Consider the following 19775-nt stretch of genomic DNA (forward strand, 5'->3'; position numbering starts at 1 on the left):
ATTTTAATTTTTAAAGCTGTAACGTTGTTCTTGAGAGCTTCCGGTATTTAGCAGCTTATGAAACTCTTTAATTTTATTAAAATCTCTTGTTATCTCACCTGAAACTGCAATTCCTGAAATACCAGTTTCTAATATTTCGCTAACATCTTCGGTTTTTATTCCTCCAATGCCTATAATTGGAGTCTTAGTATTTAGAGCTTCTACTATTGAAGTATAACCATTAAGACCCAAAATTGGACTTAAATTATCTTTTGTAGTTGTAAATCTAAAGGGTCCCAAACCTATATAATCAACTTCTTTAGCAATTAAAGCTTCACAATCTTGGAGAGTATTTGCTGTTCCACCTATTATTTGCCAACTTTTCAACTCTTTTCTAGCTATAGTAGGGCAGGTATCTGTCTTTCCTAAATGAACACCATCTGCATTTACTTTTTTTCCAATTTTATAATGATCATTTATAATTAATCTGGTATGATAATGACCTGTAATTTCTCTAGCTTCTTCGGCCGCTTTTAGTATCTTTTTTTCTGAAAGATTTTTTAACCGAAGTTGCACTAACTCGGATCCATATTGACAAGCTTTTTGGATATTCTCTAAATGCTCCTTAGCATTGGTTCCTTGTGATATATAGTGTAATTTATTTATGACTGGCATTAGATATTGGCTTTAATAATTGATTGATGTTTTCCTAACAAGGTCTCATTTGAATTCAAAAAATTCTCAGTATAATATTTAGATGCTCTAGCGCCATCTTCTAGTTCTATTTCTAAAGCAATATTACTTGCCAAAGAAGATGATAGAACACATCCGCTACCATGTTTTTCAAAAACACGCCTTGCCTTAGGTTCAATATTAGTTTGAATAATTCTGTTATGACATAACACATCCCAACCTTTCTTGTCGGTTCTATGTCCACCTTTTAAATAAACATTTGTTTTTTCCGAAATATGCTCAATAGTTTCATTTATATCTTTTTCAGGATATAGCAGCTTAATTTCTTCATAATTTGGTGTGATTAAAAAACACTTATTCCAAATACTGTCTAACAAGTCTTGATTCTCGGTTGAATGAAAATCAAAACCAGCAGTAGCTTTTATTATCGGATCTAGAATTATTTTTATTTCCGCGTTTAATGCATGAAGTTTATTTAAAACTTCTGATAACGCCTCCCAAGACTGAATGATTCCAATCTTAATAGTTGAAATTTCAAAACGTTCAAAAAGTGTTTCAAGTTGTGCAATAATTACTCTGGTATCTGTCCATATACATTCCTTAAAATCAATGTCATTTTGAACGGTTATAGCACTACAAACTGAAAGACCATGTAAACCGTGAGCCTCAAATGTTTTAATATCTGAAGTTAAACCTGCTCCTCCTGAAGGATCATGACCTGCTATGGTTACTATATATTTATTGTTTTTCAATTATTAATCTTATTTGTCCGTTAGTTCGCTAATTTTATGATTGCTGATGGGTAAAATGTATATCTAAAACTTCTTGATACAATTTTTCAGTTCTCAAAATCACTCGAAATGACGTTTCATCGTTTTAAAAACCTCAACTGGCTCATTGCTATTCCATATACCTCCTAAAACACCAACACCTTTAAAACCTAGCCTATCAAATTCAGTTAAGTTATTGGCATTAACGCCACCCATTCCAACAATTATTTTATCAATATGATTAACATCAAAACCGCGACCTTCATAACCTTGTTTAGAAATGGATGAAAAGACTGGACTTAGTAAATGATAATCAAATTCGAAGTAACATTCATCTAATTCTTCTGGTTCATGAAAAGAAGAGCTAATTGTTTTTCCAAACATATTTAAGCCTTTAAAATATTGACCAGGGTTATCTATATGTTCCTTTCTTTTTTGCTCTTGAAAATGGATTCCTTTTAAATTGAAATCATTGATTAATTCATGAAAATAATGAACCACGATTCTATTGTGGTACTTCTCATTGATTTGATTTAAATAATCACAATGTTGTTGAAAATCTTTGTTAGGTTTTCTTAAATGATAATACTCCAAACCTTCTTGAAATAACTGATGTAGTATATCAATCTCGTTTTGAACGTCTTTTTCTGGTGCTATTAATACTATCATTTTTACTTATTTGTCACTTTGAGTTAATTTCACGATTGAAATGAGTTAAATTTTTATCGACAAGTTCTCGATACAATTTTTCGTTCCTCAAAATCACTCGAACAGACATTTGTTTATTAAGTTAAGGATGGCAGCGGAAAGCCTGCCCACGCTTTTTAGCGTGGGAACTCCCTATTTATTTTAATGGTATATTTCCGAACCTTTTTCTTTAAACTCTTCCGACTTTTCATCGAATCCTTTTTGGATTACTTCGTTATCATCTGCGATTTCATTTTCGGCTGCAAAATCACGAACTTCTTGTGAAATTTTCATTGAACAGAACTTCGGCCCGCACATTGAACAGAAATGAGCAATTTTTGCGCCCGCAGCTGGTAAGGTTTCATCATGATATTCGCGTGCTCGTTCAGGGTCTAATCCTAAATTAAACTGATCTTCCCAACGGAACTCAAAACGTGCCATACTTAAGGCATTATCTCTGTGTTGAGAACCTGGGTGTCCTTTTGCTAAATCTGCGGCATGAGCAGCTAACTTATAAGTAACTACACCAACACGTACATCTTCTTTATTTGGCAATCCTAAGTGTTCTTTTGGTGTTACGTAACATAACATCGCGCATCCGTACCAACCAATCATGGCTGCACCAATTCCCGAAGTAATGTGATCATAACCAGGAGCAATGTCTGTTGTTAAAGGTCCTAATGTATAGAAAGGTGCCTCATCACAGACTTCAATTTGCTTCTCCATATTTTCTTTAATCATATGCATTGGCACATGACCCGGTCCTTCTATGAAACATTGAACTTCGTGCTTACGCGCTATCTGCGTTAATTCTCCTAATGTTTCTAATTCTGCAAACTGTGCTTCATCATTAGCATCAGCAACAGAACCTGGACGTAACCCATCACCTAAAGAGAAGGCAATATCATAAGATTTTAAGATTTCGCAAATCTCTTCAAAATGCGTGTATAGGAAACTCTCTTTGTGGTGTGCTAAACACCATTTTGCCATAATAGAACCTCCACGAGAAACAATTCCTGTAACACGGTTAGCCGTCATTGGCACATAACGTAATAACACCCCTGCGTGAATAGTAAAGTAGTCTACCCCCTGTTCTGCTTGTTCTATTAGCGTATCACGGAAAATTTCCCAAGTTAAATCTTCGGCAACACCGTTTACTTTTTCTAATGCTTGATAAATAGGCACTGTTCCTACTGGTACCGGAGAGTTTCTAACAATCCACTCACGAGTTTCATGAATATTTTGACCTGTAGATAAATCCATGATATTATCTGCTCCCCAACGGCATGCCCAAACTGCTTTTTCAACCTCTTCTTCTATAGATGATGTGGTGGCCGAGTTACCAATATTTGCGTTTATTTTAACTAAGAAGTTTCTACCCAAAATCATAGGTTCCGCTTCTGGGTGATTAATATTAGATGGTATTACAGCACGACCTCTAGCAACTTCTTCACGAACAAATTCTGGCGTAATTTTGCTTGGAATTGAAGCCCCAAAATCTTGTCCTGGATGTTGTTTTCTTATTTCGGTCATTTCATCAATTCGCTGATTTTCCCGAATGGCAATATATTCCATCTCTGGTGTAATAATTCCCCTTTTTGCATAATGTAATTGTGTTACATTTTGTCCTTTTTTAGCACGCTTAGGTTTATGCTTTAAATCGAAACGCATGTGATCTAAACTAGCATCATTTAAGCGTTCGTTGCAATATTTAGATGAAAAAGAGTCTAATTCCTCTACATCTCCACGATCTAAAATCCACTGCTCTCTAATTCTTTCAATTCCATTATGAACGTTAATTTCTTTATTAGGATCTGTATACGGCCCAGAGGTATCGTAAACAGTAACTGGCTCATTCGGAGTCAATTTTCCTGTCATAGAGTCTTTAGTATCGCTCAATGAAATTTCACGCATTGCCACTTTTATATGTGGGTGAATTTTTCCTGGTACATAAATCTTTTTAGAGTTAGGAAATGGCTTTCTTGTAATTTGCCCTTCTTTTGGTGCAGTGTCTTTGTTTTTCATTTTTTATCTTCTAGTTATCGGCTTGGAATCCTTGGCGGTTAGTGATTTCTTTAAAAATTTTGCTTGAGGCTTATTGCCAATTTATCCGCCTTGAGTGGCTTGAATGATAAGTATATCATCGCCATCATTTAAAATTTCTTGATCCCAATTATGTCTACTAATAATAGATTGATTTACAGCAACAGCTATACCCTGACTTTGTTGATTTAAATCATTTAGTAATTGCTCAACTGAAACAGCTTTAGAAATTTCTTTTGTTTGATTATTGATTGTTATAGTTATCATTACTTTTAGTTCTTAAATGATAACTTCAGGAATGGAATATCTTATGAAGGAGTACGATTTAAAATCGCTTTTATTATTTCTAATAAAATTTACTTTTCCCTACGCAAGCGCTAACTCAATCAGGTTCAAAGGGTAACTCTCAGTTAATATAAATTAACACCCCTAAAGTTTATCGGGGCAAATATAACCAAAAATAAAAAAGCAACTTATTTTTAAGTTGCTTCTTTATACTTTTAATTAGAACTAACTAAAATTTTAGTGTTGCACCTACTAAGAAATTTGTTGTAGCTTGAGGGTAGTATCCAGCCCCCTCAATAGTTGTTACTGCATTAGGATCTGACCACGTATCGTCATAAGTGAAATAATACCCATTAGAAACATATTTTTTATTGAAAATATTGTTTACTAAAGCCGTTAAGGTTATTGATTTAAATATTTTGTTTGGTTTAATTACATAGTTAACATTAAAATCATTCACAAAATAACTATCTAATTTTGAAGCTTCTGAATCTACATTTCCCATGTATTGTTCACCAACATACTTACTTAAAAATGATAGTTGTACGTTTTCAGCAGGAAAGAAGTTAAGCGCATTACCAATAATTAAATCTGGTGAAAATGAAATATTTGTATTACCAAGATTAACTAAGGCTCCATCTATTGAAGATGTGAAATCTCTATTTTTGTTACTACTAATAGCAACGTTGGTAGATGTTGTAAATGATTTACAAAACTTTACATTAGCATCTACTTCTAAACCTAATCTATAACTTTTACCACTAGTTGCTCTAATAGGACTCCCTACATCGTCTAACTCTCCTGTTAACACCAGCTGATTCTGGTAAAACATATAATAAATGTTTGTACTTAATGCTACTTTTTCGGTGTTATGGCGCCAACCTAATTCAATATCATTTAAAGTTTCATTTTCGGTAACACCATTTTCAAAATCATCTCTGTTCGGTTCTCTGTTTGCTCTAGCAAATGACGCATAAAAGCTATTATTTTCACTAGGTTTAAATGTTAAACCAAATTTAGGGTTGAAGAAACTAAAATCGGCATCTGTTACGAACTCATCTCTATCTGAATTTAATCCGTCTGTTTCATAACCTACAAAACGACTTTGTAAATCAACGAATCCAGTAAACACATCAGAGAATTTAAAGGTTGCCTTAGAGAATACACTAAAGTCATTTTTTATAGCGTCTCCAAAGTAATAATGATCTCTTATTTGTGTGCCGTCAGCTAAATCGCTTCCCCAAATAACTTCTCCAAAGTGATCGCCATCATATGTACTGTATGACAAACCTGTAATAATCTCTAACCCTTCATTTTTATAAGTTACATTAGCATTTGCAACGTAAAAATTATTGTCTAACCATCTTCTTACTATAACATCTGAATCCTCTTCGATTAAATTAGCAAAATCGCTAGCAGATTCTTCAGGTTTGTATTGTTCAAAATATCCTTTCCCTTTGGTATAATTTAAACCAATATTTGTAGACCAATTGTTGTTGAATCTTTGATTCCAGTGTAATTGAAAATGGTCTTGCCAATAATTATCGGTTTCATTTTCATAAGTATAAGGGTTTTGTCTTCTATCCTCTTGTAATTGTTCAGCAGTTAAACCAAACCAAGCTTGATACGTGCGTTCTGCACCACCGAAAGTAACCGCTTTAATTAAGGTGTTTTCATCTTTATAAACCCCTTGAAGGAAAAATGCTTTTAAATCTGTAAAGGCTCTATCTACATAACCATCTGAGTCTATTTTAGAAAAACGGCCCGAAACCTCAAAATGGTCATTAATTAAACCCGTACTTAGTTTTACAGTATGCTTTCTAGTATTATAACTACCAAAACTATTAGATATTTCGGCATAAGCGTTATCTGAATAAGCATCTGTAAGCAAGTTTAAACTAGCTCCAAAAGCTGCAGAACCATTAATAGATGTTCCCACACCACGTTGCAATTGTAAGCTTTCTGTTGAAGATGCAAAATCTCCTAAATTCACCCAAAATGTCCCTTGACTTTCAGGGTCATTATATGGAATTCCGTTAATAGTAACGTTTACACGCGTTGCATCTGTACCACGAACACGAATGCCAGAATAACCAATACCTGCTCCAGCATCACTAGTAGTTACTACCGATGGTAAAAAATTAAGTAACGTAGGAATGTCTTGCCCCAAATTACGTTTAGCCAATTCTTCCTTACTCACATTAGAGTGCGTAATTGGGGAATCTGCATCTACTCTTACCGCTTTTACTAAAACCTCGTCTAGTTTTTCGCGTTTGGTAGAATCTTGTTGAATTTGATTTTGTTGCGCACCAGCGCCGACTGATAACACTAAAAGTGTTAGAAAAAGAACTAAATTTTTCATGTCGATTAAAAATTATAATCGAATAAAAAGAGGTAATTATTCTTTTGGTTGATTAAAAAATGATAAAATTTTGAACGTTAACTTCAACTACTTTGTCATTGCGCGTTATGCTTAAACGTGATCCGCAATCTCATTAAAGAGATTACTTCACTAGGTTCGTAATGACGTAATAAAATTTAAACATTCTTAATCCCTAAACAGCATTACCTGTTCTAGGTTCATTGGGTATGATCTCAGCCTGTTTCCAGTTGGCAGTCATAGTTTGCAGTTAACAGTTTTACTGTATACTGAACACTCTATACTGAGAACTGGATATAGCACCCCTTTTTGAGAACGGTGCAAATGTACTAACCAATTCTTAATAATCAATTAACATTTTTACTTTTTTCGTTAATCTAAGTCAGGCCTTTTTCTATTCGCTTTTTTTTCGGAATTACGTTTTTTGCTATTTAAGCGCTTTCTAATTACAGACTTTGGAACTTTTGTTGGGATGCGTTTCTTTTGAAGAATCAAGGCGTTTTTAATTAAAAACAAAAACCTTTTGATGACCAATTCTTTATTTTTAAACTGACTTCTTGTTTCGTTGCACTGAAGATTTAGCACCCCTTCTTTGGTAAGTCTATGTTGAAGTTTAAGATATAAGCGCTCCTTTTGTTCTAAAGAAAAAGCAACCGAGGCAGCCAAGTTAAAACTTAACTCTACTTTTGTTGCTACTTTATTTACATGTTGTCCGCCACTGCCAGAGCTTCTAACCGCTTTAAAAGACAGCTCTTTTAATAAGGCTTCTTCATTAAACATTATAATTCTACCTGATGAGCGGGTTTTAGTAAATCGTTAACCGTCTTTACTGGGTTAAAAGTTTCTAATGGCACCTCTACAAACAGTGTAATCCAATCTGCCATGCTACCATTCCATAACCCAGGAAGCTCTAGCGCTTTTATATCTGTACCATTCTGTGTTTTCATGGTAATAAATGCGGCTTCGTAATCTACAAAGTCCTTTAAATTGAATTTTTCACCTTTATAATTTCTAACTGCACAAACCAAGTCGGTTGGATTAAAATGTGTGGCTTTATAAACAATATCTTGTTGATCTTTATTACCAAAGTTTATTTGAGCAAACTCTACAATTTGAAGTGAGATATTGCCTTTATCATCTTTTACCCAAAACGGACCACCACCTGGTTGCCCCTCGTTTTTAACCATCCCACAAATACGTATAGGTCGGTTTAGCTTTTCTTTTAAATAAACTTTCTTTTCTTCATTTGAAAACCCTTCAAAATCTGTTGGAACCACTACATTTAGTCTATGAATTAGAAACAATACTATTAGTTTAAAATCCTCTTCGTCGCAATTGTTTTCATCCAATTTATGGAGATATGTAAACACTTTCTCTTGAACATCTAGCAACACTCCTGCTAAGAGCTTTTTGTATTTAGAAATATCTATATTTTTATCTGCAACTGTTATATTGTCAATGTTTTTAATAAAAATAAGGTCATTATCTAAATCATCTAAATTCTCTAAAAGCGCACCATGTCCTGCTGGCCTAAACAAAATGGTACCATCTTCCTTTCTGTAAACCTTATTATCTGATTGTAATGCAACGGTTTCGGTTTCTTCTTTTTGATAGGAATAAGACACATTAAAGGTAACACCAGTTTCTTCCGATAACCCCTTACTTGCCTTATCAAATTCAGACTTGAAATAATCATGATGCTTTTCAGATACCGTAAAATGGAGGTTAGCTGTCTTATTAGAAGACGCGTATATTGTAGACTCTAATAAATGCTCAGTAAAAGCCGAAACAAAGCCGTTTTCGTACTTATGAAATGGCAATAAGCCTTTAGGAAAAAAACTATAGTTTAATCCATCTTCACTGAGCATAGCTTTTACAAAAGCTACGCTTTTTTCACTTTCAGATAGTTCATTATAATCTGGTTGAATTTCCTTAAGTTTATCAATTACCTCTTGGTAAAACGGAAACCCTTCAAGATTATCAAAAAAGCTTTTCACCAAATCTGAACTTGGTTTTTCAACAAACTCTTCAATAGTTTCTTTATCTGGGTTAAATGCAGATAAAAACTGGAATAGAAATTTAAACATTCTTGTAGCCGCACCCGAAGCTGGAACAAACTTTAGAATGGATAAATCATCTTGTTTTCCTTCGTAAAATTCAACGTAGTTTTTTATTTCGGTTTCACTAAATTTTTCAATACCCTTATCTATTGTTGCAGCTGCTAATAATTTAGAATAAGACATGCCATTTTTTAATCGTTCTACTTGACTTGTTACTTGATCGAAGGTTATTCCTTTACTATGAATTTGTTGAATATCTTTTTCAGTGAACATTCTATTTACTATTTAAAAGCTTATTAATATGTTTAACCGCCTCTTCTAATCTCTCTTGTTTGTTTCCTTTAAGCAAAACAAAAGGCCTATTTTGCTTTATTAACTCGTTTTGAAAGGCTTCAAACATGCGTTCTCTTTCCTTTGGTTTATCTCTTAAATCATCTGCCTCCCATGGGACATCAATATAAGTTAAAAAATACAAATCGTAAGTATTTTCTAGTGCAAATTTTTCAAGAATTGGGTCACATTCGCCCACATAATAAACTTCAGAATATACCTTAGTTTCTAAAAGATCGGTATCACAGATTAAAACGGTATTGGTTTTTTGAGCAAGTTCATTTTCTAAGTGCATTTGCCCTTCTGCAATGGGTAGTAAATCTTCTGGCTCACAAGTTTTGCGTTCGTTATTCCATTTGTTTTGCAGATACTCTCTGGCGTACTCTGGCACCCATACAGAGTTATAATAACGTGCCAATTGTCTAGACAAGGTTGTTTTACCTGTAGACTCTGGACCAAACAAAACTACTTTTATGCAGGTTGCTGGATGTTGTTTAAGATTTTTTTCCATGCTAAATATCCAAATATAGCTATAATGGTAAATATTAAATATTGAAAGCTAGTAAGTGTAAAACCTTTGTAAAAATAGAGCGGAATAGAAATAACATCTCCAACTATCCAGTATATCCAATTTTCTATTTTACGCTTTGCCATAAGCCACATGCCAACAAAGAAAATTGCTGTTGTTATAGTATCTACATAAGCCATCCAACTAGTCCATTTATCGAAGGCATTATATACAGCATAAACAAAAAACAAGGTTGCTATAAAAATAAAGATACTTGTTATTTTTTCTTTTTTAGTAGTCCTGGATATTGGTGTAACATGGGTCTCATCAACTTTCCTTGTCCAAATAATCCAACCATAGGCACTCATTATAAAATAATATGCGTTTATCATCATATCACCAAGAAGCTCCCATTTTATAAGTAGGTAAACAAATATAGCTGTGCTTATCATTCCGGTTGGAAATACCAACACTTTATTTTGTTTAGAATACCATACTGATAAAAAACCAAAGACAATAGCAATGGCTTCTAAAACAACATCCAAAGTTTCATATTCTGCATATTGACCAAAGAAAAAATCAAAAATGGGGCTCATAATCGTGTCTATCAGATTTTACGATTTTCATGTATAACAAGCCCTTTTCAATAAGTTCAAAAGCTTCTTTTATTTCTTCACTTAGCACCTTCATTACTTCATCATACTCTCCGTAAACTTGCGTACTTAAAGGATTCTCTAACACTTTTAATTTTGAAGCTCTTAATTTCTTTATAAAATGAATTATAGCTGGTTCAAAATCGTCTTGTAAAGGTGTTAATGTTAATTCTACTGATATTTTCATAATCCTCTCTTAATCTCTCCAAAGGAGATAAACTGTTATTTTAAATTTAATAGTGTCTTACTTCTTTAAATCCTCAAAAAAAGATTCATCCTCTTCAAAGGCAGTTCCTATAACAACCAAGTCTGCACCACTTTCATATACATTTTCTAACTGTAATTTGGTTCTAATGCCACCTCCAACTATCAATGGGACATTAAGTTCTTTTTTTACTTGATTAATTACGTCTAAAGCAACATGTTCTTTAGCTCCGCTACCGGCCTCTAAATATATTAATTGCTTCCCCAAAAGTTCTCCAGCTTTTGCCGTATCTACAATACATTGAACATTACTTTGATCTAATGGTTTTGTTTCTGTGACACGCTCTACAGCAGTTTCATTACCACCATTAATAAGTAAATAACCTGTAGGTATTACTTCCAATTCCGTTCCTCTTAATTCCGAAACTGCCTTAACATGCTTACCAATAAGATATTCTGAGTTCCTTCCGGAAATAAGTGATAAAAACAAAATGCCATCGGCTTTATTTGTGATTTGATTGGTGTCTCCTGGAAATAAAACAACTGGTAATTGTGTATGCTCTTTAATTTCTTTTACAATGTCTTCTGTAATACTTCCATTTACAGTGCTTCCGCCAACAAAAATGTGAGTAGCTTTAGAAGCATTCAATTTAAAAATAAATGAAGCCACATGGTTCACAGCCATTTTATCTGGGTCAATCAAAACCGCTAGCAACCTTTTTCTGTTAGAAACAGAAGCTTTTATATGTTTATAAATTGAATTCATTTAAGAAAGTGCATAAGCACAAGTAAAACCCTCAAATTCTAAAAAATGAATGTTATACCTATGTTTTTTATTTTCATAATCAACCCAAGCAATGGTTTCTTTCTCCTCAAGTGTAAATGGAATAGCTAGACAATGGTCTTTAAAGCTTAGTCCTGGGGTTGCAAACAATTTATATAAAGACTCTTTAATACACCAAATCACCGTGAGTTTTTGCACATAGTCTTGGGCTGCTTCATTCAGGTAGTCTTCCTCATAATCAATAAACTTATGTGCAATTATTGATATTTTATCGCGTTGTTTTTCAACATCAATCCCCACAACAGCATCACTAACAATCATGGCCGAAAAGTTAAAAGAATGTGTAATGGAAATTTGTTTACCATCCTTTAAATAAGGCTTACCCCAATCGTCATAATATAAATCGGAATCTGTATAGCCAAACGCTCTCAGTAAATGACGTACGCTTAAAAAACCACGTTGGTGCATTTCACTTTTCATACCATTAACTCTATTCTGACTATTCTCAGTTAACTCTAATGGTTGCATTAACTCATTAAAAGACTCGGATATCTTCCAGATTTTAACACAAGTTTGGGAGTTAGGTATAATGGTTTTATAAAGAGGCATTTAGTTTTCTGAAAGTTATTGGTTATCTTTGCCGTCCAATATTTAAGACCCACAAATATAACAATATGAGTACAAAAACAATTGCTTACGTTCCTAATAAGGTTAAAGATATTTCATTAGCTGCTTGGGGAAGAAAAGAAATAGAATTAGCAGAGGCAGAAATGCCAGGATTAATGAGCTTGCGTGAAGAATATAAAGATTCTCAGCCTTTAAAAGGTGCACGTATAGCTGGTTGTTTACACATGACTATTCAAACGGCTGTATTAATTGAAACATTACAAGCTTTGGGTGCAGAAGTAACTTGGAGTTCTTGTAACATTTTCTCTACTCAAGACCATGCTGCTGCTGCTATTGCAGATGCGGGAACTGCCGTTTATGCTTGGAAAAACATGAACGAAGAGGAGTTTGATTGGTGTATAGAACAAACCTTATTCTTTGGTGAAGACAGACAGCCTCTTAATATGATTCTTGATGATGGTGGTGATTTAACTAATATGGTTTTAGATAAATACCCAGAATTAGTTCCTGGTATTAAAGGATTAAGTGAAGAAACAACAACAGGTGTACACCGCTTATATGAGCGCGTAAAAAATGGTACGTTACCAATGCCTGCTATTAATGTTAATGATTCTGTTACAAAATCTAAATTTGATAACAAATACGGGTGTAAAGAAAGTGCTGTAGATGCTATTCGTCGTGCAACAGATGTAATGTTAGCAGGTAAACGTGTAGTGGTTTGTGGTTATGGTGATGTTGGTAAAGGTACTGCTGCTTCATTTAGAGGAGCTGGTTCTATCGTTACGGTTACGGAAATTGATCCTATTTGTGCGTTACAGGCTGCAATGGATGGTTTTGAAGTTAAAAAATTAGAAACTATAGTTGGCAATGCTGATGTTGTTATTACAACTACAGGAAATAAAGATATTGTTAGAGGTGAACATTTTGAAGCTTTAAAAGACAAAGCTATTGTTTGTAATATAGGGCATTTTGATAATGAAATTGACATGGCTTGGTTAAATGAAAACTATGGCGATACTAAAGTTGAAATTAAGCCTCAAGTGGATAAATATTCTGTTAACGGAAAAGACGTTATCATTTTAGCTGAAGGGCGTTTAGTAAACTTAGGTTGTGCTACAGGACATCCTAGTTTTGTAATGAGTAATTCATTTACAAACCAAACTTTGGCTCAAATTGAACTTTGGAATAACTCTGAAGCTTACAAGAATGAGGTATATATGTTACCGAAACACCTAGATGAAAAAGTAGCAAAATTACATTTAGCTAAAATTGGTGTTGAGTTAACAGAGTTACGTGAAGACCAAGCAGAATATATTGGTGTAACTGTTGAAGGGCCTTATAAACCTGAACATTATAGATATTAATTGTCATTCTCGCGAAGGCGAGAATCTCAAAAATCCAATATTAATATAACAAATCCCAAGCAGTGATGTTTGGGATTTTTGTTTGTAGCACTTCTTGACACAACTCCTCATGCTTCGGAATCATTCCAAGTGAGGTCCTGTTTCGTTATTTAAATTCTATTTTGACCATTGCAAATAGACCTCATTGTGAAGGTAGTTTTTTAATTACCTAAGGCAATCCACTTCATTTAAGAGATTACTTCGGTGTTCGTACCTCACTTCTTGTAATGTCGGTTTATTTACAGGATAATGTATCAATCATCTAAGCTTAACTAAGAGGAACAATCAACTTTTCATTAAAAATCCACTTTTTAATCAGTTCTTTGTTTGTTGTAACTTCAGCAAACACGTAAATACTAGAACTAAAACAAGGGGATGCTTCAGCTAATTCAATCATGACCTTATTATCGTAATAACTTGAGTGTAGAAAATAAACTTCTTTATCCTTGAGAAGCACATAACCCACATGATTGTCTAACCCTACAAAATAGACACCATCATTGTAAACAGCGTTTAACTTATTTTTTAATTTCTTGAATGAAAGGTTTGAAAAAATCTTCAGTTGGTCTTTAGGTTGTAGCGTCTTTGCTTCATTAAGACCACCTTGTTGTGCCATTTTGTATCGGTTTAAGTTAAACCCCAAATGCTTTAGTGTAGTAGACACAAAATAACCACATGCAATTTCTCCTTCGTTAGGAATATTAGTGTGCCCATTAAAATCCCAAGGTGTATTATACCAGTGAGGCACTAGCTCATTTAATAATTTAGAATACAAATACTTTGAAACAGAATCTAAGGCCTTTTCTTGATCTCTTTCATAAGAACTCCTAAAATATGCTTTATCTTGTCCTATTTGCCTTTTAATTGTGTTATAACTTCCTCTTGGTTTAAAGTGAAGTCCAAGTTCTAGACTATCAATTGATTTAACTTGTACGATTAATTCAGTAAATGCCTTTTCTTGAAGTTCAGGTTTTTCTAAGTCTTGCATCTCTGCCTTCTTTTTACAAGAAAGAAACACCAACAACAGGCCGAATAAAATAATGTTTCTCATATCAATTTCCTGTTACCAATAACCTTCTAGCACCATTAACCCCACATTTTTGATATTTATGATAAGCCTGAGCTGCCCGTTCTCTAATTTGAGCATCAGTTTCATTATTTATCCAACCATCAACTGCCCATTTAAGCGTATATGCCTCGGGAGACATTAATCCTGTTGACCACACTAAAGGATTTGCTTTAGTTATACTTAAATAAGGTGCAAAATAAGTCTTGCTAACACAAGCTAAAATAATGGCATCTCGTTTTTCTTTATTAAGAGGTAAGAAATGTCCAGAAACATCAAACTCCATTAGTCCGTCATGACCAACGTAAGCCAATAAATTAGATGTTCCTCCAAAAACCTTCTCATTAACTTTTATAGAATTTCTTCCTGCGGAAGCTTCTAAAAAATCTGTAATGGCTTGTTTAATGAATTTACCATCATAGGCATCTGCTAATAAAAAGGTATTGGTTGTAGTATGCTTAAAAAGCACACGTTCTAAAATATATTCTTTAGGATTTTTTTGAGTAGAAACTAAAGTCCAATCTTTACTTCTCTTAAAATGGGTTTTAACACCATAAAGGGCTCCCCAATACAAATTGTTAAATGGATCTTGACCATTTCCTAATTTAGAAGACACAGGAACAATGCCCTGATTAACATTATCGCATAGCGCTACAAAGACATGAATTGTTTTAGCTTTAGGCTTAGGTTGACCAAAGCAAAATGCACAATAAAAAAGGACAATAAAGAGATGGCGTTTTTTCACACAATTACAACGTGAAAAACTTATTTATCATATATGTTCTTACAAAAAAGATAATATTAAACATCTTTCTCTTCATATTCTCTTTCAAAGTACCACCAAAGGCTAGAGTCTATTGAAGATTTCATCTTATTAATATCAACATTATCTTTTAGAAAAACGGTTATGTTTTCATCTACACGATTACGTTCAACGCTAGTTCTAATTTCAACCGCATCGACTTCGTTAAAGTGCTCAAGATGCTTTTTGATGCGCTTATCTAAAGATACATCGCCTAAAAAAATCTTAATAGTAGGTCGCATTGGGGAATTCCTAATTTCTGATCTAAATGGAAGCATACCTATATATTTTAAAAATTAAATGGTGTTTATCTAAAACGTATCAGCCTAATTTAATGATTTTTTTAATGCGGGTCAATAAAAAAAGCCCTTATCCATTACAGAAAAGGGCTTCGCATTTATCTAAAATTTAATGCTACTCTATTAAACTGAGTTTCTTTAAATCGTGAAAAAAGAATGTTTTATCATCATTCATACTAACAAATAATCCGTTTGGAAACTTATCTCCTAATGGCTCTGTTGTTACATCACAACCATCAGTTTCTGTTGTACCTAAGTTAATTTCTTTAATGAATTCATTTGTTTTAATATCAAATATATTAAACGTCCCTGCTTGTTGATTAGATACAATTAAAAACGATTTTTTTGGATAATGAGCAATGGCAATGCCTTCTATATCTTCTTTAAAATATTCACCACCAAAACAATAAATTTCTTTATCTCCTTTTGAAGGTTCCGCATGGTACTTTCTTATGCAATGTCCTTCGTCTGAATAATACACAATACCTTCTTTATCGTTTACAGCTATAGCTTCAATCTCCTTTTTACCACTAAACTCACCAAACTTTCTAACCAATTGAGCATGTACCCCTAAACTATCAGACAGTAATATATATTGATATAAATAACCTTCTTTAGGTCCTGTTTTTCTTCCAACTATGGCGTAAAGAGTTTTAGATATTGGTGATTTATACAAGGCAATCCCCATTGGTAAATCGGCTTCAGGTAATTCTGCATCTTTAAACACCGGAAAACCACCATTATCAAGAGGTTTCATGTCTGGAACCGAAAATAAACGAATTCGTTTCCGTTCCCTTTCGGTAAAAGCAATAACGTCTACTTGAGTTGAATCGTTTAACTGAAAACCATATTCTAGATCTACATTATTAGGGCGTTTTACACCTCTTATCGTTTTATCTTCAATGATTTTGCCATCTAAATCAAAGGCATAAATACCACCTTCTGTATTTTTATCTGTACCAAAAACGATGCTTTTAGAAGCATCGTTTTTGTTAATCCAAATAGCAGGATCATCTGTATCATGTAATGTCTTTTCTGTAATAACATTAGGAGCAACTACAGGCAACTTTTTTCCACATGATACAAATACTAATCCAACTATAATTAAAATTCTTTTCATTTAAGATTTATTTCTTTTTAAATAAATCATACTTTAAACCAAACGTTAAACGTCTGCCGTAGTACTCAGATTGCATAGTTCTGTTCTTAACACCTTGGAAATAACGTAATGGCTGATTTGTAATATTATTTAAATCAAAGTAAATTCTTAAGTTATCACTAAATGCATATGATGCATTAAAATCTAATAAGAATTGCTCATCATAATATCTATCTTCCCACTTGTTTCCTCCAACTTCATCTACATAAGAATCTGAGAAGTTAGCAGATAGGCGTAAATTTAATTTCTTACCACCATAAGCTAAAGAACCGTTAAACATATTTGGCGAAGTACCAGGTAAATCTACATCTGTTCTTTCATCTCCATCGCCGTTTCTAATACCTTTAGCATCTGAAGTTAAATAAGTGTAGTTAGCCATTAAGCTTAAGTTCTTTAAGAAACCTGGTAAGAAATCTAACTGACGTTGGAAAGCCACCTCAACACCTGTAATTGTGGCATCATCCCCATTTTGTGGTTGAAAAACATCATACCCCGCCGTACCCGTACCAAACTCAGCAACAGTTGTTTCTCTAGTAAATGTGTATACGAAGTCTTTAATTTCTTTATGGAAAACACCTGCAGAAATGATACCTACGTTTTTAAAATAGTGCTCAGCCATTAAGTCGAAGTTCATAGATTCTGTAGCACTTAAATCTGAATTTCCAAGAACTACTTCTTCATCTTCATTAATAATTTCTTGATAAGGCACTAAATCCTGATAGTTTGGTCTTGCCAAAGTATTTGTCCATGCAAAACGTAAAACTGTATTATCTGAAACATTGTATTTAAAAAGTGCACTTGGTAAAATATGAACGTAGTCTGTGTCTTCGTTTACTTGATTAATAACAATAGCCTCTTCAATACCATTGTCTTCATCTTCTTCAATAAAATTAACAATATTACCAGTACTTTCAACAGAAGTAGCTTCTACACGAATCCCTGCTAAAACAGATAGTTTATCGGATAAATTTTGTTCTGTCATTACGTAAGCCGCATATACATCTTCTTTTACTTTAAAGTTTCCGCTTGCATACTCCTCAGGTAAATCTTCTTCTTCAAACAGACTTGAATTTTTTAAATCTAGTGTACCTAAATATTCTGGATCTACAAATATACCAGCTACATACTCACTTCCTGCTAAATAATCATCATTAGTCTTGTCCACTAAAGGCAACAAGTTAAAGCTATCAAAAATTCCGTTTTCTGGAGAATATTCAAAGAAGTTATTGTCTCTTTCTTTTTCTTTAAGTTTACCTCTACCACCAAACTTTAAAAACCCTCCGTTACCAACTAAGTCTAAAGGTAATTTGAAATTTGCGAAAAAGTTAAAATCTTCTTCATCGGTATATTGATTCTCTTCAGTAATTTCTTTTAAACTATAATTACTTAAATTAACATCGCTAGCGTTTGCTGGAGTAATAACTGGGAATTCAGTATCCGATAAATCTATATTAAAAGGAATTGGATCTCCAGCAGAAGTCTCTTCTAATTCATAAGAAATGTAACGCTCATTTAATCTTTCTTCAGATGCTTTAGCATAAGACGCTAACCAATCAAATTGAAGTTTACCAAATAAATGCTCACCCCCTAAACTGTAGTTTTGCATACGTTGGTCTTCTAAACGTGTATTTTTGTTTCTATCGTTGTCAATTCCACCTTTAGTCTGTCTTCTAATTTCTCCTTGGTATCCTAATTCTGGATTATCTTCATCTATAAATTCAATGCTTCTGTAACGTAATCTAAAACGATTTTCTCTATCATCTCTCCAGTTGTACATAGATTTCACATAAATCTTGTTGTTTGCATCTAAAGCATAATCTAAATTAAGAGAAAAACTACGTCTTATACGTTGCACTAAGTACGTTCTAATATCGTGTTCTTTAATGAAATCATCTTCACTATCGTCCCATTCAAACTCAATATTATCAGAGCCAAAATCAGAATCGTTAATAGATGCAGAAGCCATCCAACCAAACTTACCGTTTTTAGTTCTATCTCCAACTAAAAAAGACCCATTAACAATACGTCTATCTGTAATAAAGTTAACACCAGAACCTAGAGTGGTTGACATTCTAAATCCATTAGGAGATGTTCTGGTTACCAAGTTAACAGAACCTCCTAAGGCATCGGCATCCATATCTGGAGTTACGGCTTTATTCACCTCTATTAATTGGATCATATCCGAAGGAATAAGGTCCATTTGCACATTTCTGTTATCTCCTTCTGCAGAAGGAATTCTACTTCCGTTTAAAGTAACTGAGTTTAACTGTGGTGCTAAACCTCTAACTATAATATTTCTGGCTTCACCTTGATCCACTTGCATTGTAATACCTGGAATACGCTTTACGGCATCTCCAATGTTGGCATCAGGAAATTTACCTATTTGGTCTGTAGATACCACATTAGTGATATTCTGTTTATTCTTTTGAGAGTTTAGTGCTTTTGCTTGCCCGTTGTTATAACCATTAATTACAACATCTTCTAATTCTAGGGCTTTAGCTTCTAAGCTAATTGTTACGTTAGTTGTTTTTCCTTCACTTACTTCTACTTGAACTTCAGTATTAGAGTACCCCAAGTACATTACTTTTACCGTTTGCGTTCCTGTAGGAATGTTAATGAATAAAAACTTCCCATCTGCATCAGAAATAACCCCTTTACTTTCTGATTCTATTAACACATTGGCAAAAGGTACTACAAGTCCTTTTTCGTCAATAATAGTACCTTGAATATTTCCATTTTGGGCAAATGCCATAAATGAAAACAATAGGGCAAATAGTGAAATTACGTATTGTTTTTTCATAATTTAATTTGATTGTTAGTTATAAATGCGAAATAACAAAACCACTACACCATGCCTATTAAATAAGTTTTAAGATAACGTTATAAACGAGTAGGAAAAAATAGTCAGTTAACAATAAAGATAGCTTGAGTAAACACAGTAATAACAAACCTTAAAAACATACGAAAAGAGGCATAAAACTCATTTGTAATGAAATCAAAATCATACCTAAACTTAAGAGGATTAATAGTTTAATAGCTTTAC

Annotated in this window: 19 protein-coding genes and 1 riboswitch; of the genes, 1 reads left to right on the plus strand and 18 read right to left on the minus strand. The window is 33.4% G+C overall.

Features of this window, described 5'->3' with window-relative positions; translation table 11 throughout:
- Positions 1-3: 3 nt before the first annotated feature.
- From thiE to FUA24_RS22730, 13 genes are all read right to left on the minus strand, one after another.
- Positions 4-654, minus strand: coding sequence for a thiamine phosphate synthase (thiE, locus tag FUA24_RS22670; protein WP_148545471.1), 651 nt, complete (start codon positions 652-654; stop codon positions 4-6).
- Positions 654-1424: a hydroxymethylpyrimidine/phosphomethylpyrimidine kinase gene (locus FUA24_RS22675; RefSeq protein ID WP_148545473.1), complete on the minus strand. Its 771-nt coding sequence runs from the start codon at positions 1422-1424 to the stop codon at positions 654-656. Before FUA24_RS22675 ends, thiE begins: the two co-directional genes overlap by 1 nt.
- A 99-nt stretch (positions 1425-1523) precedes the next feature.
- Positions 1524-2111 carry a thiamine phosphate synthase gene (locus FUA24_RS22680; protein ID WP_148545475.1) on the minus strand — a complete coding sequence of 196 codons (588 nt, stop codon included), beginning with the start codon at positions 2109-2111 and terminating at the stop codon, positions 1524-1526.
- A 180-nt stretch (positions 2112-2291) separates the two neighbouring features.
- Entirely contained in the window at positions 2292-4154 is a 1863-nt protein-coding gene (gene thiC, locus FUA24_RS22685) for a phosphomethylpyrimidine synthase ThiC (RefSeq protein WP_148545478.1), read from the minus strand.
- Positions 4155-4235: 81 nt separating this feature from the next.
- A complete protein-coding gene (thiS, locus tag FUA24_RS22690; protein ID WP_148545480.1) occupies positions 4236-4439 on the minus strand; it encodes a sulfur carrier protein ThiS in 204 nt (67 codons plus the stop codon).
- A gap of 79 nt (positions 4440-4518) precedes the next feature.
- Positions 4519-4613, minus strand: a riboswitch (TPP riboswitch).
- Positions 4614-4686: 73 nt separating this feature from the next.
- Positions 4687-6819 (minus strand): TonB-dependent receptor, encoded by a 2133-nt coding sequence (locus tag FUA24_RS22695; RefSeq protein WP_148545482.1) that lies wholly within the window; start codon positions 6817-6819, stop codon positions 4687-4689.
- 390 nt (positions 6820-7209) lie between these two features.
- A complete protein-coding gene (gene arfB, locus FUA24_RS22700; protein ID WP_148545484.1) occupies positions 7210-7617 on the minus strand; it encodes an alternative ribosome rescue aminoacyl-tRNA hydrolase ArfB in 408 nt (135 codons plus the stop codon).
- Positions 7617-9170, minus strand: a complete 1554-nt coding sequence (locus tag FUA24_RS22705; RefSeq protein WP_148545486.1) for a DUF4301 family protein — start codon at positions 9168-9170, stop codon at positions 7617-7619. Before FUA24_RS22705 ends, arfB begins: the two co-directional genes overlap by 1 nt.
- A 1-nt stretch (position 9171) precedes the next feature.
- Positions 9172-9738, minus strand: a complete 567-nt coding sequence (locus FUA24_RS22710; RefSeq protein ID WP_148545487.1) for an AAA family ATPase — start codon at positions 9736-9738, stop codon at positions 9172-9174.
- Positions 9699-10331 carry a nicotinamide riboside transporter PnuC gene (gene pnuC, locus FUA24_RS22715; protein WP_148545489.1) on the minus strand — a complete coding sequence of 211 codons (633 nt, stop codon included), beginning with the start codon at positions 10329-10331 and terminating at the stop codon, positions 9699-9701. Before pnuC ends, FUA24_RS22710 begins: the two co-directional genes overlap by 40 nt.
- Positions 10315-10575 (minus strand): thiamine-binding protein, encoded by a 261-nt coding sequence (locus tag FUA24_RS22720; protein WP_148545491.1) that lies wholly within the window; start codon positions 10573-10575, stop codon positions 10315-10317. The genes pnuC and FUA24_RS22720 overlap by 17 nt, the downstream gene beginning before the upstream one ends.
- A gap of 57 nt (positions 10576-10632) precedes the next feature.
- The gene (locus FUA24_RS22725) at positions 10633-11358 is read right to left on the minus strand and encodes a geranylgeranylglyceryl/heptaprenylglyceryl phosphate synthase (protein ID WP_148545493.1); all 726 of its coding nucleotides are present in this window, start codon (positions 11356-11358) and stop codon (positions 10633-10635) included.
- The gene (locus tag FUA24_RS22730; RefSeq protein ID WP_148545495.1) at positions 11359-11985 is read right to left on the minus strand and encodes a 4'-phosphopantetheinyl transferase family protein; all 627 of its coding nucleotides are present in this window, start codon (positions 11983-11985) and stop codon (positions 11359-11361) included.
- Between the two features lie 65 nt (positions 11986-12050).
- Between FUA24_RS22730 and ahcY the strand changes: the two genes are divergently transcribed.
- Positions 12051-13367: an adenosylhomocysteinase gene (gene ahcY, locus FUA24_RS22735; RefSeq protein WP_148545497.1), complete on the plus strand. Its 1317-nt coding sequence runs from the start codon at positions 12051-12053 to the stop codon at positions 13365-13367.
- A gap of 307 nt (positions 13368-13674) precedes the next feature.
- Here ahcY and FUA24_RS22740 read toward each other — a convergent pair whose 3' ends face one another.
- The 5 genes from FUA24_RS22740 to FUA24_RS22760 form a co-directional block, all read right to left on the minus strand.
- Positions 13675-14457 carry a hypothetical protein gene (locus FUA24_RS22740; protein WP_148545499.1) on the minus strand — a complete coding sequence of 261 codons (783 nt, stop codon included), beginning with the start codon at positions 14455-14457 and terminating at the stop codon, positions 13675-13677.
- A 1-nt stretch (position 14458) separates the two neighbouring features.
- Complete coding sequence (locus FUA24_RS22745; protein WP_187388367.1) at positions 14459-15217, minus strand: hypothetical protein; 759 nt, start codon at positions 15215-15217, stop codon at positions 14459-14461.
- A 56-nt stretch (positions 15218-15273) separates the two neighbouring features.
- Positions 15274-15552, minus strand: coding sequence for a hypothetical protein (locus FUA24_RS22750; RefSeq protein WP_148545501.1), 279 nt, complete (start codon positions 15550-15552; stop codon positions 15274-15276).
- Positions 15553-15688: 136 nt separating this feature from the next.
- Positions 15689-16693: a phytase gene (locus FUA24_RS22755; RefSeq protein ID WP_148545503.1), complete on the minus strand. Its 1005-nt coding sequence runs from the start codon at positions 16691-16693 to the stop codon at positions 15689-15691.
- A gap of 7 nt (positions 16694-16700) precedes the next feature.
- Positions 16701-19532 carry a TonB-dependent receptor gene (locus FUA24_RS22760; RefSeq protein ID WP_148545505.1) on the minus strand — a complete coding sequence of 944 codons (2832 nt, stop codon included), beginning with the start codon at positions 19530-19532 and terminating at the stop codon, positions 16701-16703.
- Positions 19533-19775 lie beyond the last annotated feature (243 nt).

The organism is Seonamhaeicola marinus (assembly GCF_008085455.1).